Origin of the sequence: Natronorubrum tibetense GA33 (assembly GCF_000383975.1) — an archaeon.
Lineage (GTDB): Archaea > Halobacteriota > Halobacteria > Halobacteriales > Natrialbaceae > Natronorubrum > Natronorubrum tibetense.
Genome location: NZ_KB913020.1, coordinates 68841 through 90502 on the forward strand (window position 1 = coordinate 68841; position 21662 = coordinate 90502).

The 21662-nt window shown below is 62.4% G+C and carries 23 protein-coding genes; 15 read left to right on the top strand and 8 right to left on the bottom strand.

Annotated elements, in window-relative coordinates:
- The first annotated feature begins 52 nt into the window (after window positions 1-52).
- Genes NATTI_RS0123390 through NATTI_RS0123410 form a run of 5 tightly spaced genes read left to right on the top strand, consistent with a single transcriptional unit; the run spans window position 53 to window position 5447 of the window.
- The gene (locus NATTI_RS0123390; RefSeq protein WP_006091062.1) at window positions 53-631 is read left to right on the top strand and encodes an acyltransferase; all 579 of its coding nucleotides are present in this window, start codon (window positions 53-55) and stop codon (window positions 629-631) included.
- Window positions 628-1869, top strand: a complete 1242-nt coding sequence (locus NATTI_RS0123395) for a DegT/DnrJ/EryC1/StrS family aminotransferase (protein ID WP_006091061.1) — start codon at window positions 628-630, stop codon at window positions 1867-1869. Before NATTI_RS0123390 ends, NATTI_RS0123395 begins: the two co-directional genes overlap by 4 nt.
- On the top strand, window positions 1866-2855 hold the full coding sequence (locus NATTI_RS0123400; protein ID WP_006091060.1) for a Gfo/Idh/MocA family protein: 990 nt from the start codon (window positions 1866-1868) through the stop codon (window positions 2853-2855). Before NATTI_RS0123395 ends, NATTI_RS0123400 begins: the two co-directional genes overlap by 4 nt.
- On the top strand, window positions 2852-4399 hold the full coding sequence (locus NATTI_RS0123405) for a nucleotide sugar dehydrogenase (protein ID WP_006091059.1): 1548 nt from the start codon (window positions 2852-2854) through the stop codon (window positions 4397-4399). The genes NATTI_RS0123400 and NATTI_RS0123405 overlap by 4 nt, the downstream gene beginning before the upstream one ends.
- On the top strand, window positions 4392-5447 hold the full coding sequence (locus NATTI_RS0123410) for a glycosyltransferase family 2 protein (protein ID WP_006091058.1): 1056 nt from the start codon (window positions 4392-4394) through the stop codon (window positions 5445-5447). Before NATTI_RS0123405 ends, NATTI_RS0123410 begins: the two co-directional genes overlap by 8 nt.
- Window positions 5448-5495: 48 nt before the next feature.
- Here the strand turns inward: NATTI_RS0123410 and NATTI_RS27215 are convergent, their stop codons facing one another.
- A complete protein-coding gene (locus NATTI_RS27215) occupies window positions 5496-5702 on the bottom strand; it encodes a hypothetical protein (protein ID WP_006091057.1) in 207 nt (68 codons plus the stop codon).
- A gap of 190 nt (window positions 5703-5892) precedes the next feature.
- Here NATTI_RS27215 and NATTI_RS0123420 point away from each other — a divergent pair, with 190 nt between their 5' ends.
- Window positions 5893-6327, top strand: a complete 435-nt coding sequence (locus NATTI_RS0123420; RefSeq protein ID WP_006091056.1) for a hypothetical protein — start codon at window positions 5893-5895, stop codon at window positions 6325-6327.
- A 160-nt stretch (window positions 6328-6487) separates the two neighbouring features.
- Complete coding sequence (locus NATTI_RS0123425; protein WP_006091055.1) at window positions 6488-6778, top strand: hypothetical protein; 291 nt, start codon at window positions 6488-6490, stop codon at window positions 6776-6778.
- Window positions 6779-6834: 56 nt separating this feature from the next.
- Here NATTI_RS0123425 and NATTI_RS0123430 read toward each other — a convergent pair whose 3' ends face one another.
- Window positions 6835-7197 carry a thioredoxin family protein gene (locus NATTI_RS0123430; protein ID WP_006091054.1) on the bottom strand — a complete coding sequence of 121 codons (363 nt, stop codon included), beginning with the start codon at window positions 7195-7197 and terminating at the stop codon, window positions 6835-6837.
- Between the two features lie 296 nt (window positions 7198-7493).
- Here NATTI_RS0123430 and NATTI_RS0123440 point away from each other — a divergent pair, with 296 nt between their 5' ends.
- Both NATTI_RS0123440 and glnA read left to right on the top strand, forming a co-directional pair.
- Complete coding sequence (locus NATTI_RS0123440) at window positions 7494-7829, top strand: hypothetical protein (protein ID WP_006091052.1); 336 nt, start codon at window positions 7494-7496, stop codon at window positions 7827-7829.
- A 261-nt stretch (window positions 7830-8090) separates the two neighbouring features.
- A complete protein-coding gene (gene glnA / locus NATTI_RS0123445) occupies window positions 8091-9446 on the top strand; it encodes a type I glutamate--ammonia ligase (protein ID WP_006091051.1) in 1356 nt (451 codons plus the stop codon).
- A gap of 203 nt (window positions 9447-9649) precedes the next feature.
- On the opposite strand, the gene NATTI_RS0123450 is transcribed toward glnA, so the two are convergent.
- Window positions 9650-9883: a MarR family transcriptional regulator gene (locus NATTI_RS0123450; RefSeq protein WP_006091050.1), complete on the bottom strand. Its 234-nt coding sequence runs from the start codon at window positions 9881-9883 to the stop codon at window positions 9650-9652.
- A gap of 195 nt (window positions 9884-10078) precedes the next feature.
- Between NATTI_RS0123450 and NATTI_RS0123455 the strand changes: the two genes are divergently transcribed.
- Complete coding sequence (locus tag NATTI_RS0123455) at window positions 10079-10438, top strand: hypothetical protein (protein ID WP_006091049.1); 360 nt, start codon at window positions 10079-10081, stop codon at window positions 10436-10438.
- 99 nt (window positions 10439-10537) lie between these two features.
- A complete protein-coding gene (locus tag NATTI_RS0123460) occupies window positions 10538-10885 on the top strand; it encodes a hypothetical protein (RefSeq protein WP_006091048.1) in 348 nt (115 codons plus the stop codon).
- Between the two features lie 208 nt (window positions 10886-11093).
- On the opposite strand, the gene NATTI_RS0123470 is transcribed toward NATTI_RS0123460, so the two are convergent.
- Genes NATTI_RS0123470 through NATTI_RS0123480 form a run of 3 tightly spaced genes read right to left on the bottom strand, consistent with a single transcriptional unit; the run spans window position 11094 to window position 15085 of the window.
- Window positions 11094-11945 (bottom strand): metallophosphoesterase, encoded by an 852-nt coding sequence (locus tag NATTI_RS0123470; protein ID WP_006091047.1) that lies wholly within the window; start codon window positions 11943-11945, stop codon window positions 11094-11096.
- 15 nt (window positions 11946-11960) lie between these two features.
- A complete protein-coding gene (locus NATTI_RS0123475; protein WP_006091046.1) occupies window positions 11961-13814 on the bottom strand; it encodes a hypothetical protein in 1854 nt (617 codons plus the stop codon).
- Window positions 13811-15085: a Single-stranded DNA binding protein gene (locus tag NATTI_RS0123480; protein ID WP_006091045.1), complete on the bottom strand. Its 1275-nt coding sequence runs from the start codon at window positions 15083-15085 to the stop codon at window positions 13811-13813. The genes NATTI_RS0123475 and NATTI_RS0123480 overlap by 4 nt, the downstream gene beginning before the upstream one ends.
- Window positions 15086-15818: 733 nt before the next feature.
- Between NATTI_RS0123480 and NATTI_RS0123490 the strand changes: the two genes are divergently transcribed.
- The 3 genes from NATTI_RS0123490 to NATTI_RS0123510 all read left to right on the top strand — a co-directional run bounded on the left by NATTI_RS0123490 (window position 15819) and on the right by NATTI_RS0123510 (window position 17987).
- Window positions 15819-16028 (top strand): hypothetical protein, encoded by a 210-nt coding sequence (locus NATTI_RS0123490; RefSeq protein ID WP_006091043.1) that lies wholly within the window; start codon window positions 15819-15821, stop codon window positions 16026-16028.
- A gap of 56 nt (window positions 16029-16084) precedes the next feature.
- The gene (locus tag NATTI_RS0123495) at window positions 16085-16945 is read left to right on the top strand and encodes a ZIP family metal transporter (RefSeq protein ID WP_019992210.1); all 861 of its coding nucleotides are present in this window, start codon (window positions 16085-16087) and stop codon (window positions 16943-16945) included.
- 379 nt (window positions 16946-17324) lie between these two features.
- On the top strand, window positions 17325-17987 hold the full coding sequence (locus NATTI_RS0123510; protein ID WP_006091041.1) for a 2,5-diamino-6-(ribosylamino)-4(3H)-pyrimidinone 5'-phosphate reductase: 663 nt from the start codon (window positions 17325-17327) through the stop codon (window positions 17985-17987).
- A gap of 98 nt (window positions 17988-18085) precedes the next feature.
- Here NATTI_RS0123510 and NATTI_RS0123515 read toward each other — a convergent pair whose 3' ends face one another.
- Together NATTI_RS0123515 and NATTI_RS0123520 are read right to left on the bottom strand one after the other, a co-directional pair.
- The gene (locus NATTI_RS0123515; protein WP_019992213.1) at window positions 18086-19297 is read right to left on the bottom strand and encodes a Cdc6/Cdc18 family protein; all 1212 of its coding nucleotides are present in this window, start codon (window positions 19295-19297) and stop codon (window positions 18086-18088) included.
- Between the two features lie 469 nt (window positions 19298-19766).
- Window positions 19767-20540, bottom strand: a complete 774-nt coding sequence (locus tag NATTI_RS0123520; RefSeq protein WP_006091039.1) for an enoyl-CoA hydratase/isomerase family protein — start codon at window positions 20538-20540, stop codon at window positions 19767-19769.
- A gap of 142 nt (window positions 20541-20682) precedes the next feature.
- Between NATTI_RS0123520 and msrA the strand changes: the two genes are divergently transcribed.
- The gene (gene msrA / locus NATTI_RS0123525; protein WP_006091038.1) at window positions 20683-21225 is read left to right on the top strand and encodes a peptide-methionine (S)-S-oxide reductase MsrA; all 543 of its coding nucleotides are present in this window, start codon (window positions 20683-20685) and stop codon (window positions 21223-21225) included.
- The last annotated feature ends 437 nt before the right edge of the window (window positions 21226-21662 follow it).

Below are 21662 nucleotides of genomic sequence, written 5' to 3' on the forward strand. Positions count from 1 at the left end.
ACGCAAGATTTCGACGACACGTAGCGGGCTTCAGTTCGGGAGGTGAGCAACGGTGAGCCGGTTCGTCTGTGGAGACGATTGCACGGTCGACGACGACGTGACGGTCGGCCACGGCGAGTTCGATGCGCCGACCCGAGTCGGTGACGGCGCGACGATCAGAGCGGGTTCGATCGTCTACGGCGACGTCACGATCGGCGACGAGTTCACCACGGGTCACGACGTCCTCGTCAGGGAAGGAACGACGATCGGTGACGACGTCCTCGTCGGCACCAAGACCGTCATCGACGGCCAGACGACGATCGGGTCGCACGTCAGTCTGCAGACGAACGTCTACATCCCGACCGAGACGACGATCGGGGACAACGTCTTCATCGGACCGAGCGCTGCGCTGACCAACGACGAGTACCCGATCAGGACCGACAACGGGCTCGAGGGACCGACGATCGAAGACGGCGCGTCGATCGGTGCGAACGCCACGCTGTTGCCCGGCGTCACGATCGGGGAGAACGCCTTCGTCGCGGCCGGATCGGTCGTCACTGACGACGTCCCGCCCGATACGCTCGCCGTCGGCACGCCGGCGACGCTGCAAGACCTTCCGAAACCGCTCGAGGGGGCGAATCAGATCGCATGACCGAGCCAGATACCGATCCCGAGAGAGCGATCAACGGCGAATCGACGGTAGAGACGGACGGTGGCGTCGCCGAATCCGACTCAACGGAGATCGAAGCGGCCGAAAACGGAACCTCCGACGGCGAATCTGACGGCTCCGTCTCGATCGCAGCCCCCGACATCAGTTCGGAGGCCATCGACCGAGTCGAGTCGGTCCTCGAGAGCGGGATGCTCGCCGACGGCCCCGAAGTGCGAGCCTTCGAGGACGAATTCGCGGCCTACTGCGGTGCCGACCGGGCCGTCGCGACCTCGAACGGGACGACCGCCCTCCACGCCGCGCTCGAGGCACTGGGTCTCGAGGACGGGGAGGGCGTCATCACGTCGCCGTTCTCGTTCGTCGCGAGCGCGAACGCGATCAGACTCGTGGGCGGAACCCCCGTCTTCGCGGACATCGATCCCGAGACGTACACGCTCGATCCGAACGCGGTCGAACGAGTGCTCGAAGAGCGCGACGACATCGTCGGCATCATGCCGGTCCACCTCTACGGGCTGGCATCCGATATGGAGGGAATCCTCGATATCGCGGACGAGCACGGGCTGTTTATTCTCGAGGACGCCTGTCAGTCACACGGCGCTGAGGTGGACGGCGATCGCGTCGGCGCACTCGGCGACGCGGCTTGCTTCTCGTTCTATCCGACCAAGAACATGACGACCGGCGAAGGTGGAATCATCACCACCGACCGGGACGACGTCGCCGATCGAGCCGCGGGCTACGTCAATCACGGCCGAGACGTCGGTGACGGTGCAAGCTACGAGCACATTGAGCTGGGCCACAACTATCGAATGACGAGCATGGCCGGTGCGATCGGTCGCGCCCAGCTCGAGCGACTGCCCGATTTCAATCGCGCCCGTCGAGAAAACGCGGCGTACTACGACGAACAGCTGGCGGAGCTGCCGATCGAGACGCCGACGGAACCCGAGGGGTACCGACACGTCTACCACCAGTACACGATTCGGACGGACAACCGGGAAGCCCTCGCAGCAACGCTCGACGAACACGGCGTCGACACCGCCGTCTACTACGACACGCCGATTCATCGTCAGCCGGCCTACGAGACGGTGAGTACGGCTGCAGCGACGCTGCCGAACGCGGAACGGGCAGCCGAGACGGTCCTCTCGCTTCCCGTCCATCCGGCGCTTTCGGATCACGATCGACGAACCGTCGTCGACGCAGTACAGGACCACTTCCACCCCCAATGAGTCGAACACCCGCCTCACGACCGATTCGAGCCGGCGTCATCGGCGTCGGTTCGATGGGCGAAAACCACGCGCGCGTGTATAGTGAACTCCAAAACGTCGATCTCGCCTGCATCACCGATCACGACGAAGCGATCGCGCGGCGTGTCGCGGACGAGTACGGCACCGAGGCAGTCGAATTCGAAACCGCCCTCGATCGCTGTGACGTCGTGACGGTCGCCGTCCCGACGCAGGCACACTACGATGTCGTCTCGAACTGTCTGGCAGCGGGCCTCCACGTCCTCGTCGAAAAGCCGATCGCCGAAACGACCGAGCAAGGGCGAGCGCTGGCGGAGCAGGCGGACAGGGAAGGAGTCGTCCTTCAGGTCGGGCACATCGAACGGTTCAACCCGGCCGTCCAGACGGTAACCGACCTGATCGACGACCTCGACGTCATCAGCCTCGAGGCCGAACGCCTCGGACCGCCGTTAGACCGGGACGGGCTCGGAAACGTCGTCTCGGACCTGATGGTCCACGACATCGACGTCGTCGGCTCCATGCTCGGCTCACAACCAGAATCGATGACTGCGATGGGTGCCGAGAACGGCCAGTACGCCACGACGACGATGCAGTATGGCGACGTCGTCGCCTCGCTAACCGCGAGTCGCGTGACCCAAAAGAAAGTTCGAAAACTCACCGTGACCGCTCGCGAGTGTCTGGTCGAAGTCGACTACCTCGAGCAGTCCGTGCTGATCCACCGGAACTCCTATCCGGAGTACGTCGTCGACGACGGCAAGCGCCGGTACCGACACGAAAGCGTCATCGAACGCCCGCGGGTCGACAACGGCGAACCGCTCCGACACGAACTCGAGGCATTCGTCGAAGCCGTTCGGACCGGCTCCGAACCGATCGTCACCGCCGAGGACGGGATCGAGGCCCTCGAGACGGTCAAGGCGGTCGAGGAACTCATCGGAGAAGACGTCCACAAAACGGAGGTGCAAGTCCAGTGAGCCGGGAGACAGCTGGTGAGCCAGGGTCCGACGACGGCGCCGAAACTGAGATCGACTCGAGCAGTGGCCTCTACGGCTCGAGCGACTCTACGGACCGTCAGCGTGAACTGCTCACGTCAGGTGAGATTCCGGTCGCGGTCTACGGGTTAGGTAAGATGGGACTCCCGCTGGCCGGCGTCTACGCCGAGACGACGGGCAACGTCATGGGCGTCGACATCGATCCCGATGTCGTCGAGATGATCAACGGCGGCGAGAGCCACGTCATCGGCGAACCGGGGCTCGGTGAACTCGTCGACGAGCAGGTCGAAGCCGGTCGATTCGAAGCGACGACCGACGGCTCCGAAGCGGCCGCGAACGCCAGGATCCACGTCATCATCGTCCCGACGCTGCTGGACGAGAACGACGACCCGAACCTGACGACGGTGGAGTCGGTAGTCGACGACATCGCAACCGGTCTCGAGCCGGGTGATCTGGTCATCGCCGAGTCGACGCTGCCGCCGACGAGCTGTCGGGACGTCATCCAGCCCCATCTCGTCCAGGAGAGCGGCCTCGAGGGCGACGAATTCGGGCTCGCGTTCTGTCCGGAGCGGACCTCCTCCGGAACGGCGCTTCGGGACATTCGCGGCCAGTACCCGAAGGTCGTCGGCGGCATCGACGGCGAGAGCACGCGCGCCGCGGCAGTCGTCTACGACGAAATCTCGGACAACGACGTCCACCCGGTCTCGGACGCGACGACCGCGGAGTCCGTCAAAGTGTTCGAGGGCGTCTACCGCGACGTCAACATCGGGCTGGCCAACGAGCTGGGCCGGCTGGCCGACGAACTCGGGATTTCTGTCCGCGAAGCGATCGAGACGGCCAACGACCTCCCGATGTGTCAGCTCCACGACCCGGGACCGGGCGTCGGGGGTCACTGCATCCCCTACTACCCGCACTTCCTGCTCTCGCAAAACGAAGAGCCGATGGATCTCACCCGGACCGCCCGGCAGATCAACGACGAGATGCCGGCGGTCGTCGTGGAGCGACTCGAGCGCGAACTATCGGAAACCGGCACCGACCTCGCGGACGCCTCCGTGGTCGTCCTCGGGATCACCTACCGGCCCGGCGTCGAGGAAACGCGGGCCTCGCCCGCGATCGGCGTCATCGGCGAGTTGGCCGATCGCGGCGCGAGCGTCGCCGGCGTCGATCCGCTCGTCGATCCCGCAGAGTACGGCGCTCGAGCGGTCGGCATCGACGACCTCGCGGACGAGTCCTTCGACGCGGCCGTGATCGTCACGCCCCACCAGGCGTTCGACGAGATTCCGTGGGCCGATATCGAGCCGATGGTCGTCGTCGACGGGCGGGACGCAGTCGACCTCTCGGGAACGCCACACCACGAGTACACGCTCGGCGGGTCGGTGGACGGCCGGCCGCCGACGGAGAGCGCGGAGAGCGACGCGGTGGCGACGGACGGACAGTCGCTCACCGCGGACGGCGGCACGACCGACCGACCGACCGGTGCGAATGCGGTCGGTAACAGTTCTACTGACGGAGGAGACGATGTATAAGGGCAACCGAATCGGCGTCGTCGTCACGGCCTACGACGAGGAGCCGTTCGTCGGAACCGTCATCGAGACGGTTCCCGACTTCGTCGACCGTATCTACGCCGTCGACGACGCGTCACCCGACAATAGCTGGGCGGTGATCCAGCAGGTCGCATCGCGAATCAACGAGACTGCCGAACCCAGACCCGAACTCGCCGTCACCGACGGCGGTGAGGGACGGCGCGTCGTCCCGATTCAGCACGAGGAGAACCGGGGTTACGGAGCGTCGGTCAAGACGGGGTACAGACACGCCGTCGAGGACGAAATGGACATCGTCGCCGTGATGAACGGCGACGGACAGATGGATCCCGACATTCTCCATCGAATCGTCGACCCCGTCGCGGAGGACGAAGCCGACTACGCGAAGGGGAACCGCCTCCTCGATCCCGAGGACCGTGAGGATATGTCGACGTTCAGATTCGTCGGCAACGCCATGCTCACCGGGCTTTCGAAGTTCGCCTCGGGATACTGGTCGATTAGTGACCCGCAAAACGGCTACACGGCGATTTCGCGCGAGGCGATCGAGGAGGTCGATCTCGACTCAGTTACGGACGAGTACGGGTTCCTCAACCACCTCCTCACCCACCTCAACGTCAACGAACAGCGCGTTGCAGATGTACCGATGACGGCGGTCTACGGCGAGGAAGAGAGCAGCATTCGATACGTCCCGTTCATTCGGTTCGTGTCGCTGCTGTTGCTCCGGAGTTTTATCTGGCGGCTGAAAACGCGGTTCGTCGTCCAGGAATTCCATCCGAGCGTCATCTTCTACGGCGCCGGCTCCGCCGGACTGGCCGGTGGTGCGGTGGGTCTCGGCGGCTCGCTCCTCCGGAGCCTCCGCGGAAAGGACGGCTTCACCGCCGCGATGGCGTCGTTTGCGACCCTTCTGATCGGGGTCGTCGCACTCGGCATCGGCATCTGGCTCGACGCCGACGAAAACAACGATCTCGAGGTGACTGGCTACGAGTACAGCACCGAACGAACCAGTAGCGAACAGCTGCCGGACCGCCGATAGTTCGGCGGTTTTCGCGCCGAGAAAACAGCGACAGTCCGCAGCCGAGGCCTATATTGAATAGCGGACAATATCGTCCGACTCGCACGCCGGACAGCACGTCGTTTCGGCCGAAACGTTCGTCCCGCAGTTTCGACACTCGTGGACGATCGTCGGCGACGACTCCTCGTGTTCTACGGAGCTACGCGTCGTCGCGGGTGATTCGGTATTCGGTTCGGAGTCGTCGAAGAGACCAGAGAGGAGGCGAGAGAGACTCATAGAATATGCTTACCGGCTGTTCAACCGACTTCGGTATAAGTATTCCGTGATCGAACACTCGAATCAGTGTCCCGAGCGACGCGATCAGCCAAAATACAGACAAGGAGTGCATCAAGAGATATATTTCATCGTATCTAACCGTTGTTTCAGTGAGAAGGCTTATGCTGTCATACTCGGCTTCATCCAGTATATGGGACGCACGAACGCGACGATCGATGCCGACGAAACCGAACCCGACAAGCAAGGCGCTGCAGTCGATCGAACCGTCTCACCGACGCTCGCGGGTACAGCCGCGGCGACGATCGCAGCGACGAGACCGAGCCCAGGCGACAGCACCGAACCCCGCACCAACACGCTGACGATCATCGGCCGCGACAACCCCTCGAGTTTCGAGATCACCGTCGACGGCGAGATCGACCTGCTCACCGACGATAACGACGCGAACGCAACCGTCGTTTCGGGTTCGACCGTCGAGGGCACGATCGAGACCGGCATCGTTCGGTTCCGGTTCACCGGTGACCTCACCGACGTAACGTTCGTCGATCGCGGGATCACGGGTTTCTCCCCCGCCGCCGCCCCGAACGTCCACGTGGATTACCCCGCTCCGGAGCAGTCACGATCCTGAGATCAGTACGAGCGCGGTCGCTGCCGGGGAGCACGAATACGTCGACCTCAGCTACCCACGGGCCAGTCGCCAGCGCGACTCGAGAGATCGATCCAACAGGATCTTGTAGCGCGACGGCATTCTATCGAACAACGCCACCCCTGGCGAACGGAGAGACAGTATGGACGACACGAATCCCGACGAGTACGAGTGGGACGTCCCCGCCGAGTGGATGGCCCCCGTCGACGACGATATCCTCGAGTTGATGACCGAGAACCACATTTTCGCCCCCGATCATATCGAAGAGGAAGACGTCTGTCGCGCTCCGGACGCCGCCTACCGCTGTCGAGAGCTCACAAAGCGCGGGCTTCTGAAGAAACAGGCGATCGGCATGTACGACATTACGGAGCTGGGCGAACAGTATCTCGCAGGCGAGGTCGACCCGACCGAACTCGAGGCCGACGACGAGTAACGATCCGCTCGGCGACGAACGTTCACCTACCCGACTCGAATATCACGTATCGACTGTCAGGTATCGACCCTCTCGGTATCGACGGCGCTGGGAACGCTCGCCTCGAGGAAGGAGACGACGGCGTCCGCGCCGACGAACCCCTCGGCTAACCGTCCGACCTCCCGTCCGTTCTCGAAACACAACAGCGTCGGGACCGAATCGATCTCGAACCGGTCGACCAGGGCGAGATCGTCACCGGGGTTCACCAACCCGACGGGAATCCCGGTCGCTCGAGCGACGTTCCCCAACACCGGCTCCATCGCCTGACACTTCGAGCAGCCGCTAGTGTAACACTCCACGAGCGCGACGGGGTGATCCGCGAGGAACGCGTCGAGGTCGTCGCCGTCCTCGAGGCGGATCGGTCTGTTCGTGTCGTCCATACGCCTCGTAGCTGCTCGAGACTGAAACCGATACTGTCGGTGACGGCGCCGACAGATTGGCTGTGCTGAACGAACTATCGGCGGATCCACTCGAGTGAACTCACCCGAAACGTCACGCAGAACGGAGAGTCCGAACGACCCGTCATCGACTCGCCGAACGCCGGATAGATCCCGCGTCGAAGCCCGTTCTCGCCTCCAGCGGGCCCGTCGTTTCGACCGTAATCGGTCGTATATTCGATCGGAACGCCCACAAGCATGGCAGGTGGCTTTATATCCCGAGCCGGTAGGGAGGTGCAATGACTCGACCCGCAACCAATCACGACGAGCGGACGCCAGTCCCCCGAAAGTCCACCCTCTTCTGCTGGGAGTGCGATCACGCGAGTCCGATCGACGGCGACTGGGTCCGCTGGACGCGGGAGCGACACGAGGAGTACGTCTGTCCCGTCTGCGAGACGACGATCGCGAAGCGTCCACGTCCCGACGATACCACGCGCGACCGACGACCGCCGCGGCCGGCCGCTTCGTGGCATCGAGCGGTTCGAACCACGATGCGTGTCTGGCGTGCAAGCCTCGATATCAGCGTCTCGAGCGTCGCGGCGATGCCCCCCTATTCGATCGGCAGGGTCCGATAAGGCGACGCCGACTGTCATCGCTCGTCCGCCACGGCAACGAGCCGGCCTTGCAAGGGACGCGATCTCGGTCTCAAGCACGCGGTCCTGAACGGTGACGCGCACAACCATCCACTTTTGCTACAGTTTTCCTGTCGTTGTCAGCCCCACTCACTCATACCGAATATATTAATCCACAGTCGTCCACCTATTCTCTCGTGTAGAGATATTCGCCCACAACAGCAGAGCTTTAATAGTAGAATCCATTTGTTGAGGCGAGAAAAGATGACAAGCGGAAACCTGACGACCGCAGAAGAGGACGTCCTAGACGAGATTGAATCGAAAGACATCGACTTCCTGCGGCTCCAGTTCACCGACATCCTGGGGACCGTCAAAAACGTCTCCGTGCCGGCACGGCAGGCGGAAAAGGCGTTTACGGACGGCATCTACTTCGATGGCTCTTCGATCGAAGGCTTCGTCCGCATTCAGGAATCGGACATGCGTCTGGTTCCGGATCCGAACACGTTCGCCGTCCTCCCCTGGAGACAGCGCGAGGACGGCGCCTCGGCCCGAATGATCTGTGATGTCTACGACACTTCGACGGGTGAGCCGTTCGAGGGCGATCCGCGATACGTGCTCAAACAGGCGATCGAGCGAGCCAACGAGATGGGCTACGAGATCAACTTCGCGCCCGAACCCGAGTTCTTCATGTTCCAAGAGGACGAAGACGGTCGCGCGACGACCGAGACCGCCGACCACGGCGGGTACTTCGACCTCGCACCGAAAGACCTCGCCAGCGATGTCCGCCGCGACATCATCTACGGCCTCGAGGAGATGGGCTTCGAGATCGAGGCCAGCCACCACGAGGTCGCCCGCGGCCAGTACGAGATCAACTTCGAGTACGATGACGCGCTGACGACCGCGGACAACGTCGGCACCTTCCGCACCGTCGTCCGCGCCATCGCCGCCCAACACGACCTGCACGCGACGTTCATGCCGAAGCCGATCCCGCGAATCAACGGCTCCGGAATGCACACCCACCAGTCGCTGATGACCGAGGACGGCGAGAACGCGTTCCACGACGAGGACGACGAATTCAACCTCAGCGACACCGCCCACTCCTACCTCGCCGGAATCCTCGAGCACGCGCCGGCGATCACGGCGGTCGCGAACCCGACGGTCAACAGCTACAAGCGCCTGGTTCCGGGCTACGAAGCTCCCGTCTACGTCGCCTGGTCCGATCGCAACCGCTCGGCGCTCGTCCGCAAGCCGGCCGCACGCGTCCCGGCCGCCTCGCGCATCGAACTTCGCTCGCCGGACCCCTCGTGTAACCCCTACCTCGCGTTCGCCGTCATGATCCACGCCGGTCTCGAGGGCATCGAGAAGGGCCTCGAGGCACCCGACCCGGTCCGGGAGAACATCTACGAATTCGACGAGGCAAAACGCGAGGAGTACGGTATCGAGACGCTGCCGTCGAACCTCGGCGAGGCCGTCGACGCCTTAGAGGCGGACAACATCGTCTACGACGCGCTCGGCGAACACATCGGGCCGAAGTTCGTCGAAGCCAAGCGCCAGGAGTTCGAGGACTACCTCGTCGACGTCTCCGACTGGGAACTCGACCGCTACCTCGAGACGTTCTGACGACGCCCGGCGCGATCACTCCACGAACGTCCCGCTTGTTTTGCGAACGGTCGATCGAGACATCAGTACTGACGACACGTCCCAACACGAACGGCCCAGCGTGAACACTCCGTGTGGCGCGTCCCGATTAGGCAATCAGTCCCGTCCGAGAAAGACGACTCTCGAGCGACAGTGACGACTACCGCACCCACACTCGGCGTCGTTCAGTGTGTGACGACGTACTCGTTCGCTCGTCGATCGACGAGCCCGTCGCTCGAGAGCGCGTTCAGGATCCGCAGGATCGAGAGTTTCTTCAGCGCCAGCGTTTCGCCCAACTCCTCGACGGTCGCGCCGCCGGTGGCCTCAAGGAAGACGTACACGAGTTTCGCCTGAGCCGAATCGAGTTCGTCCGGAACCGGTTCGATAGCTGACGTCGGGCGGTATTTCTGTGACCGCATTGTCACTATTACCGACCCCGTTCGTGTATATAAATTCTCACGTAGCTTGTGTATATATCCCATGGAGGACTCTAGTAGGCCGTTCAACGGACTGTCACCGTCGGGAGAACGAGAATCGATCGCGATTACCGAGAGACGGGGTCCGGACGGGACCGGTGGACGTTTGAGGCCGTCTCGCAAATCGTCGAGCGAGCGATGACGACGCGCGATCGACCCCAGCCCCCGGACGACATCGATCGAGAGTTCGACGAACTGCTGGACGGACTCGAGCGTCGAGACGCCGACACGCTTCGCGCCGTCGGCAGCTATCTCGAGGATCTCGCGGCGTGGAAGGCAGCCGACGCTGACAACGAGCGGCAGTCGGCTACAGATACGGACTCCGAAGACGGAGACGACACTCCAGACGCAACCGAGACGGACGTCGACGACCTCGAATACCCGTCGGGCGTTCCGGAGCGAGCGAGCGTCACGGTCAAGGAAATCGCCGGAACGACCTATCACTACTACCAGTGGCGCGACGGCGACAGAATCGAGTCGAAGACCGTCGAACGGTGACGCCGTCGGTCGAGTTGATCGTCCGTATCGACCGTGGACTCCACCGCTGGAGCTGTCGGATGGGGAATGGCTATATGACAGAACGAACAACTGTCAGCTATGCTCAGCGCCCTGTACGGCTCGATCGCGCTCGTGTTCGTCCTCGGCGGTGTCGTCTGTGCGTACGACGCGCGATCCTACACCGACGAACAGAAAGCTCGAGCGCCACGACTCGTCCGAGCGTATTTCGGCTCGGGACTCCTGCTGTCCGTCGTCGGACTCACCAGCCTCGCGTGGATGCTCGCCGGCGGAAGCGTCTGGACTGCCGGCATACTGCTGCCCGCCGTCTCCGCGCTGCCGGGTCTCGTCCAGTACCGCTTACACCAGCAGCTCGCGATCGATCGAAGTCCGCTAACCGATCGGCTCAGCAGCAGCGTCGCTCGAAAACTCAATTACTCCGATCCCTGATCGCCGGAACCAGACCCCGACGCCCGGTTACCGTCGGTCCCCTCGACACGGACGGCTAACAGTTCAGATCCCACTCGTCGTCGGTGATCCGGACACGCCTCAGTTCGTCTCGGTCGCCGAGAAGCCGAAACTCGAATCCGTCGATCTCGCGTTCTCGGCTCCACGAGATGACGATTCGGCTTCCATTCGTTGGTACCGAAGCGCGGTCCTACACCGACTGGTACGCGCCGAGTCGCGTTCCGTCGAGCAGATATGCCTCACCGTCGGCGAGTCCCGCGGGCAAAAACGGCGAGAGGAACGACTGGTTCGGAATATTTACCCAGGTTCCACCGACGAGGTCGTTGAACGCCGGCATCACGACGACGCGGGGCGGTTCAACGGCCGAATCCGCAAGCCACGATACTCCCTCGTACTCGGGACGATCGAGAAACGGCGCTGGATCGATCCGTCCCCGGAGCCACGTGCGTTCGACGCGACTGCCGCCGATCTCGTCCTCGAGGCGGACACAGGGGTGTTCGTGGCCCAGACAGAGCACGTCACAGTCGAGCACCGCCGGTGCCGGCCAGGTGTGACCGTGACAGACGCCGATGGCCCGATCCCCGAGCGCGATTCCGTTTCCGGGGGCGATCGTCACGGCGTCGGTGTCGAACTCGAGTGCGGCTGCTTCGCTGGGATTCTCGGGGGTCAGCCAGTCTTCGATCCCGCCGTCGTGGTTGCCCTTGACGACCGTGACGCCAAGCGTCGGCGGAAAGGCCTCAAACAGCACCTCGAGTTCGCCGCGTTCGGCCCCGCCCGGGTCGCCGATGGAGTGCATGAGGTCCCCGAGGACGACGAGTCGGTCGGGATTGGACGCCTCGAGTACGTCGAGCAGTCGCTCACGGCGCTCGGGGGCGTTGCTCGGCACGTCGACGCCGCGTTCGTACCGCAGTCCGGCCTCGTAACCCGCGTGGTAGTCGGCGACGAGCAGGGCGCGTTCGGATCCAACAGTAGCAATCGCAGCCGGTTCGCCGGGGACCGGTTCGACGCGTGCCGCGGCCGGTCGGCGGGACTCCTCGGACATCGTGGGCTCGAGACGTTAGATCGGCTTCAACGTCTCATCGTTCGGTTCGTAACACTGGCCGCCCATCAGCGCGTCCTGAATGGCGTCCTCGACTTCGTCTTCGGACGCCCCAATCTCGTCGGCGACCGTCTCGACGAGCGTCGATCGGTCGGCACCGTCGCCATCATCGAGATCCGCCATCGTGTCGACGACGTACGCCTCCAGATCCACGTCCTCGGCTGGCACCTCCTCCGCGTCGCTCTCGGATTCGGCGTCCGATTCGGACGGTGCCGTCTCGTCGGTCGCGTCGATGTCGTCGGTTTCGACATCGGTCCCCTCATCCGCCTCGGAGTCGCCGTCGTCAGTCGCCGCAGCATCGGATTCCGAGTCGGTCCCGAGTCCGGACGCCGGCGGTTCGCCGAGGTCGTCGTCGGGCTCGGCCCCGCTGTCAGCGGAGTCAGCGCCAACGTCGGCGGATTCGGCGTCAGCGTCGGCGGATTCGGTATCAGCAGCATCCTCGAGTTCGTCTTCCGGTTCGGGAACGTCGATCCCCGCCTCGCCGGGCTCTTCGACCTCGCTTCCGGTCGTGAACTCGGCACCGAACTCCTCCTCTAACTGTTCGCGCTCCTCGTCGTCCATCTCGTACATTCCAGTGTCGCCGGCGTCGAAGTCGCCGAGGTCGTCCTCGGCACCCTCGTCCGCCTCCGCGGCGTCGGCTGAGTCGGGATCCCCGGTCGTATCGGAGGTGCCGGTGTCGCCGGCCTCGTCAACGTCGGTCGACTCGTCGAACGACGCGGTTTGCTCGTCGGTTTCGTCGGCATCGCCGGCCGCTGTCGAGTCGTCAATACCAACGGCTGCCGCCGCGTCGGCGGTGTCCGTCTCCGTGTCGGCGTCCGACTCGGACTCCAGTTCGCTGTCGGCCGCCGCCTCAGCCGCCGCGGACTCCGCGTCGGAGGCAGCGTCGGGTTCGCTTCCCGTCGCCGTTCCGGCCGCCGATCCGGCGTCGATCGATTCGGAGCCGGTGTCCACGCTTCCGTCCATCTCGGCATCGCCGACGCCGGCCGTCGCTGCGGTCGGTTCAGCCGGCTGTGATTCCGCCTCAGGTTCGGTCTCGACGGCCGATTCGAGACTCGAGAGATCGACGTTCGCATGCGCGGCGAGCGACGAAAACGTCGCGTCGGCGTCGGGCGAGTCACCGGGCTGAAGCGACAGCGGCGTCACCTGATCGCGCTCGCCGGCGACGACTTCGACCGCCTCGAGGGCGCAGTCGCGCAGGGCGTCGAGATACGCCGGGGTCGTTCCGTAGTGATCCAGTGCGAGCGGAATCCCGTCCGCGAGACCGGCTTCGACGCCCGCTTCCTGGAGTGCGTTGGCCAACGCATCGCCGCTCGCATCACTCTCGGTTCCAGTGGCGTAGGTGCCGATGCGGTCGACGGTCTGTTCGGCCGCGCTGACGACCCAACGGTCGCGGGTGGCGGCGTCGACCGTCGCGATGCTCTCCGGACGAATCGAGGTGTAGACCTGGTCCGAGTCGTCGGGCTGGAACGTCCGGGCCTTACCCGTCACCGCGACGAACGCGGGCGGCTCGAGCTGTTCTAGGGTCGCCAGCGCGTCGGGCTGGTACTGGCCAGCGTAGACGACGAACGCGCCAGTCGGGTCGACCACGCGGGCGCGGACCATCTCGTCGTTGACCGACGTGATCTCGGTAAGGGTGCCGACGACAAAGATGCGGTTGAGTCGTGCGCCGGTCGGTGAGATGACGTAGTTCGGCGCGCGTTCCTCGTCGCTCTCGGCGTAGGAGAACGAGGCGTCGTCGTACTCGGCTGCGAACAGTCGGTAAGCGATCTCTCGAGTGGGAATCTCCTCGCCGTTCTCGTCGGTCGCGCTCATGCGTTCACCTCCGTAAGGAAAGCACTCGCACGGGCTTCCGTATCGTCGTCGCTCTCCGCGAACTGCTCGGCGTCGAGGTTCGCGCCGTACTCGTCGACCGAGAGATGACCGCGGACGCGGTACTCGCGACCCACGATACGCTCGCGGATCGTGTCAGCGACGACCTCCTGGTCCATGGCCTCGCGGGCCTGCTCTAAGGCGTCCTCGAGCGTCCCGTCGTAGACCTGCTGGGTCAGTTCGTCGTCGAGTACGACGGTGACGGCTCCGGTGCCGTCGTCGAGGATCGCCTTCACGCGAAGGTCGTCGACGCCGTCGACGCTCCCGTGGGTTCGACACTGCCCCTTCTGAATGACGCGATAGCACTCGGGGCAGCGTTGGATCAGTCCCGACCCGTCGCGGACGGCAATCACATTGCCGCTGACTTCGACGTCGTAGATGCCGCCCGTGTGGACGGCCTCGCCGACGTCCATCGTCGTCGCGTCGGCACCGACGTCGATTTCGCGATCGATCGCGGAGACGACCGAGAACTCCGAGACGTTGACTTCGGGGACGCCGCGGAACTCCTGGACGAAGGCGTTCTCGATGCGAATCGTCCCGCCATCCTCGATCTCGGGAGCCGGATCCCAGTTCGTGAACGGGAGTCGACCGCTTTCGTCGCCGAAGACGCCGCTCAGAATTTCGGTCTCTCCGTCGCGACCGTCGATCGTGCGGCGCTCGCAGTCGACGACCGTGACTTCGACGGTGACCGCGCGGTCGCCCGTCTGCAGATCAGCCAGTTGGGCATCGCCGCCGATTTCGTAGGCGACGTCGAGCGACTCGTCCTCGAACGACAGCGACGTGCTCTCGCCGAGGTTGAGTTCGGGTTCGCCGTCCCACTCGCGGACGCCCGCATTGCCCGCGGTGATCGTATCGCCCGGCGAGAGTCCGAAATCCTCCCAGGAGGTGTAGTCGATCACGCCGGTCTCGTCGGCGAGTCGTCCCTCGACGATCTCGAGGTCGTCGCCTTGATACCGGATCGACCGTTTGCCGGCCGTCAGCACGACGCCGGTGACGGTGACGTTGCCGTCTTCGGGCGTGATATCGCCGATATCCTTGCTCGAGGGAGTCCCACCGCCGCCGCTCGAGCCGTCGCCGTACTTCCGGCGAAGGCTCTGTTTGGCTTCGTCGATGGGGACGCTGTACTCCACCAAGTTCTGCAGGTCCGCTTTGACCTCCTCTTTGTCGACACCGAGGTCGGAGGCGAGATCCTCGGCATGATTGTCGAGTTCCATCACCGGATATTCGCATGGGGGAGTGAAAAACGTTCCCGCAGGGGAGCGGAAGTGAAATCGAGCCGTTACAATCGGGAGATAGCAAAGAGTCCGTAAAGGATGACCCCGACGCCAATCACGATCCCGCTGACCGTCGTGCTGGGGCGTACAGGGTCTAAAACGAGCACGATTCCGATCATCCCCGAGCCGAGGAGTATCCACGAAACCCCAGTCCATCGATCCAGCACGGTCCGCAGCGGGTCGAACAAGACGAAGAGACCGGCCAATTGGAGTAACACACCAGCAACAATCCCTTCGATACCGAGTTGTTCCCCGGCCGGTTCGTACGCAGAGACGAGAACGATACCAACGCTACCGAGGACAACTAACGAGATTCCGGTCCACCGATCGTTCGTCCGGGTCTCTCGAGTGCGCTCTTTTCGTTCCATAATCGGTAGTCGTCATTCGAATCGTCGGGGCAATGAATAAAAAAGAAGATTGGTCTGTAGCTACTCCTCAGTGGTCGGTTGGATGGTGGCAGCGACCCGTTCTTGAAGCACTGGTCGTTGCTTGTTGATCTTCTGTACGCCTTCGATCGGTCGGTCCGCCCGGTATGAGTCCGAAGTCCTCCCAGGAGACGTAGTCGATCACGCCGGTCTCGTTGGCGAGTTGGCCTTCGACGATCTCAAGATCGTGGCCCTGATAGCGGATCGACCGGCAGTAAGTTCACCACGGTGGCAGTGAACGTGCTCGTATGGAACGTGTCGGCGCAGCAGTCGGCGGATTGGCGTTCGTCGTCGCGATCTTCGGCGGGATCGTCGTCATCAGGATACTCACTCGAGCGCTGTACGTCGCGATCTGGTTCGCCGAAACCGTCGCGACGCTCGCGTTCGCCCTGGTGATCGGCTACGTCGTCTACCGGATCCTGCTCGGCTCGAGCGACGACCCCCGACGGATCGATTGACGGAGTGACAGTCGACGCGAACGCTTTTGACGCCTACCGTGAATATCGGACTCACTGTGGTTTCGATCGTCGAAGTCGTCGCGATTGCGGGGCTTGCAGGTGCGGCGACCGGACTCGGTGCGCTACCGATATTCGTCACCGAGCGCATCAGCCACCGCTTTTACGACGCCGCGCTCGGGCTCGCCGCCGGGATCATGTTCGGCGCGGCCGTCTTCGCCCTCGTCGTCCCGGGACTCGAGTTCGGCTCGCTGTGGGAGGTCGTCGCCGGCGTGCTCCTCGGCGGCGTCTTTCTGCTCGCCGCGAACCGACTCATTCCCCACGCCCACCTGCTGATCGCGGGCGAAGGAGACCGAACCTATCCGCCGACCGCGCAGGCAGAAGAGACGCTCGAGGCCGACGAGCTGACGATGGAAGCCGGTGGCGAGACCGACGATAACGGAGATGGTGACAGCGAGGACGCCGAGGAAAACCGCCGACGAGCGCTGCTGGTCGGCAGCGCGATCACCATCCACAACGTTCCGGAGGGGCTGGCGATCGGCATCGCGTTCGCGGGCGGGCTCGAGGGTGTCGGCATCGCACTCGCCATCGCCATCGCGATCCAGAACGTCCCCGACGGCTTCGCGATGGCCGTCCCGGCGAGTCGAACCGGCCTCTCGAACGCCAAGACGATCCTGTACACGACTCTCTCAGGAGCGGTCCCCGAACCGATCGCGGCCGCCCTCGGCTTCGCACTCGTTAGCCTCGTCACCGGGCTTTTCCCCCTCGCAGCGGGATTCGCCGCCGGGACGATGATCGCCGTCATCTTCCGGGAGATGATCCCCGCCAGTCACGGCCACGGCTATGCAGACGCCGCGACGCTCACGTTTGTCATCGGCTTCGTCGTCATGGTGATCGTCGACGTGGGACTCGCCGTCTGAGACGGGTTGCTGTGCCGATGTACCGGTCAATCTCAGGACGATCGCGACTGCACCGGAAATACTGTACACGAGACCAACATCATCGACGAGGAACGCGAGACGCAGCCCCCCGGGATCGACGAAGTCACCGACGAGATGACATAGTACGTCTATGAACCCCACACCGGAACGGTGGTCGGCGACATCGAAGTCACGTGATCAACAGCAGTTGATCGTGGTCGTACAGCGAACGCGGTTTCCGGTCGAAACAGCAATGTCGGTCGAAACGGCAATCAAGTGGGCTGATAGTTTCAGTCGAAACGGCAGCTTCAGTCGGAACGGCAGCTTCATCGCTGCGACACCTCAGTATCTTCTTTAGGGTCGACCACGCAGCAAGGGTATGCACGTCGTCGTCAACGCAGCGATGAGCGCGGACGGCAAACTCTCCTCGCGCCGTCGCGAGCAACTCGCGATCAGCGGCGAGGAGGATTTCGATCGAGTCGATCGCCTCCGGGCCGACAGCGACGCCGTCGTCGTCGGCGTCGGCACCGTTCTCGCGGACGATCCCAGCCTCACCGTCAAAGACGAGACGCTGTGTGAGCGCCGACTCGAGCGCGGCGAGTCGGCCCACCCCGCCCGGGTGGTCGTCGACTCGAGCGGTCGAACGCCGGAAGACGCAACGATTCTCGACGATCGGGCGGCGACGTACGTCTGTCTGAGCGAGGCCGCACCGATCGATTCGCGGATGGATCTTGCCGACCACGCGGAACTCGTGACTGCGGGCGAGGATCGCGTCGACCTTCTGCGGGCGTTCGCGACGCTGCAGGAACAGGGCTTAGAGCGGATCATGGTCGAGGGCGGCGGCGAACTCATCTTTTCGCTGTTCGACGTCGGTCTCGTCGACGAGTTGACCGTCTACGTGGGGGCGAAAGTGATCGGCGGCCGCGACGCGCCGACGCTCGCCGACGGTGACGGGTTCGTCGACGAGTTCCCACTGTTGAGCCTCGAGAGCGTGAAGCGAATCGACGACGGGGCGTTGTTGCGGTGGACGGTGGATAGCTGACTCGAGAGTCGGCATTCAATGAGGCGTCAGATATCGTACCGACAAAACCCCCTCATCCGCTTAGAAAAAAGAGTCTTCGGACACACCTTGGAACCACATCACGAGTCCAGCATCGTTTGCACCGAGTGATGGACACCCACAGCCTCAATCGTCTCATCTAACGCATCGAGGACGGCAATCAAATCCTGGCTCAACTCAAACGTCTTGTACTGTCCCCCAGAGCTCCCTTCGTTCCGCTTTTCAGAGGTGACCAATCCCAGCATCTCGAGTTCATCGAGATGATCGTGCATCCATCGGCTCGTCAGCGGATCGTGTCCGGCCCCCACGCAAAACATCTCGTACCGGCGATACAAATCACGAGATCGGACGGGAGAGTCACCCGACGAAACGTACGACGCCAATGCATAAAGCAGGATTTTCTCGTGTGTGTTGAGCCCTAAAATTCCGCGTGTAATCTCCTCTTCTTGGAGAAGGCCACGACCGCGACGAACGTGCTCTTCGCGAACCATATCAGCATCACCTTCATGCGCGACATCTCCGGCTTTCAACAGGAGATCGAGAGCTTTCCGTGCATCGCCAGACTCCTGCGCTCCGAATGCAGCACACAACGGAATGACACCGTTACCCAGAACGTTATCCTGAAACGCAATGGATCGACGCTGACGCAGCACTTCCTCTAGTTCGTCAGCAGTGTACGCTGGAAAGTTGATACTCCGCTCACAGAGACTGGATCGAACCTTCGGAGAAAGGGTATCCCGATAAGTCAGGTCGTTACTGATTCCAACGACGCTAACGCGTGCGTTACTAATATTATCATTTTCTCGCGCTCGAGAGAGTTGATAGAGCAAGGAGTCGTCCTGTAGGTGGTCGATTTCGTCCAGTACTAAAATTATGAGCCCACCGTGATCGTCAAACGAGTCCCACATTAGGTCGTAAACTTTGGATCGAGGATGGCCAGTTTCACTGATTTTGTCATCACGGAAGGAATTCACGAGTTCGACGGCTACTCGATAACTGGTATCAGCACCGTCACAGTTGACGACATGAGTATTAATCGCAACATCGTGTTGTTCGCTAGCGTCCTCGAGACGATCAAGCAAAAATTTGGTTGCCGCCGTCTTTCCGACCCCTGTTTTTCCGTACAAAAAGATGTTGTCAGGCTGGCTCGCGTTGATCGCGGGCTGGAGCGCAGCGTGGTATTCCTCGAGTTCGTCGTCTCTTCCGACCATTTCCTCGGGTGTGTAATCATCCAACAGAGCGTTCCGATTCTGAAAGGGGAAGTTCCCTGGAGTGAAGGCGAATTGGGTCATTATTAACAACCTTCTCACACGTCCCTTTAGATTTTTCGACCACCCGTTCGAGTGATTCGACTGAGTAGTGTTCTTTATAAAGTCGTTGTACCCAGAGACCCCATCGTTCGAGTGTATTCATTCGAATAGGAGAAGGAGAAGATAGATTAATTCCTTAGCAGAAAGGTTTATTATTGAGAGTGGTGAAATACAACCGTACTAGCTGCAGGGTGACATTATAGAGAGCATTGGAGCGCAATAGATCAGCAGGAGTAATTAACTATTCTCTGAGAGAACGAATTTTCGAAGGATTCACTCGAACGGTGGGGTCCCCGTGTATATAAACAAAGCCGCTCACTCGAACGGGTGGTATTCATAATTCGCTCCAACTCATGTTGTACACAATCAGTAACAGCTGATATACCGCGCTGATCGTTACCCATACTAGTTAGATAATTAAAAATATCTTCGCAATGGTCGTGAGGCTAGTTTATTCGAACTCCGGATCCCGTTTCTCGACGAACGCCTCCATCCCTTCGCGCTGATCCCGCGTGCCGAACAGGCTCGCGAAGGCCCGTTTTTCGTACTCGAGCCCGCTCGTCTGTGATCCCTCGTGGCGCTGGTTGAGCGCCTGCTTGGCCGCGCGCATCGCGACGGCCGGTTTTGCCGCGATCCGCTCGGCTAGCTCGTCGACGGTCTCCTCGAGGTCCTCGTCAGCCACGACTTCGCCGAAGATGCCCGCCTCGGCGGCCGACTGGGCGTCGAGGCGCTCGCCGAGGAAGATCATCCGCCGCGCGGTCTCGTCGCCGACGAGTTCCGGTAGTCGCTGGGTGGCTCCCCAGCCAGGGATGATGCCGAGGTCGATCTCCGTGTTGCCGATGACGGCCGACTCGCTCGCGACGCGCAGGTCGCAGGCGATGGCCATCTCGCAGCCGCCGCCGAACGCGTAGCCGTTGACCGCCGCGATCGTCGGTGCAGGGAACGACTCGAGCGCGTCGGCGACGCCGTGGCCGAGTTCCCCCCACGCTTGTCCCTCGGCGGTGGAGAGATCCTTCATGTACTCGATGTCCGCGCCGGCGATGAACGCGTCGTCGCCGGCACCCGTCAGGATCAGCGTGCGGGCATCGTCGTCAGCGGCTTCGGTGAGCGCCTTGGTCATCGCCTCGAGCGTCGCCACGTTCAGGGCGTTGAGCGCCTCCGGACGGTCGACGGTTAGCGTTGCGATATCTCCATCCCAATCGAGTCGAACGGTGTCCCAGGACATATCTCGGCGTTCATCGGCCCCCGTGAAATCCCTTGCCACCGCGGCAGCGAGTGCGGACGAAGCCGACGGTGATGAATGAAGCGTCGAATAAACGGCGTCGGTACCCGTCACACCTTTCCTCGAGCGACCCGTATGTTCGACCATGGAACGCGCGACCTTCGGTGGCGGCTGTTTCTGGTGTGTCGAGGCGGCGATGGAACAACTCGAGGGCGTCGAGTCGGTCACGTCCGGCTACGCCGGCGGGGACACCGAGGATCCCACCTACCGCGAGGTTTGTTCCGGGCGGACTGGCCACGCAGAGGTCGTCCAACTCGAGTACGATCCCGACCGAATCGCCTACGAAGACCTACTCGAGGTGTTCTTTACGATCCACGACCCGACCCAGCTGAACCGGCAGGGTCCGGACGTCGGGAGCCAGTACCGATCGGCCGTCTACGCCCACGACGACGCGCAACTCGAGACCGCCGAGGCGTTCGCCGAGGAACTCGAAAACGAAGGGCTCTATGACGGGATCGTCACCGATATCGAGCCCCTCGAGACGTTCTACAAGGCCGAGGAGAAACACCAGAACTACTTCGAGAAGAACCCCAACGACGCCTACTGTACGATGCACGCGGCACCCAAAGTCGAGAAGGTCCGCGAGAAGTTCACCGACAGCGTCGAGAGCGAACAGCCCTCCCCCTGAAACGCGAGTCCGCCGTCGAGTTTCGATCGTCCAGTTTCCAACCCGATATCGAGAATTGGTTCGAGGTCTCGACCGAAATGCCGACAGTGTGACTGATTCGCCGCGCTAACGGTCCCAAATCGAAAACGACCACAAAATAGCCGAGTTCGCGCATGATAATCGACTATTCATTCCCATAATGGGTTTTAGAACTACAATCTTTCACTATTTTGACCTCGTAGCAGATGTTGTATGCACAATAACCTTTATTATTAGACGCACAGTAATCACGGATGAGGTGATGAAGATACGAACTCGGCACACACCGACCGAAATCCGACCCTAACCATTGTGGATCTATGACACTACCCCTGTGTGGTTCCATGAACCCTGACACAATGGAATACGTCACTCCCAGATCATCATGCCACGATCCTTGGCGTATGCTTTTCCGACGG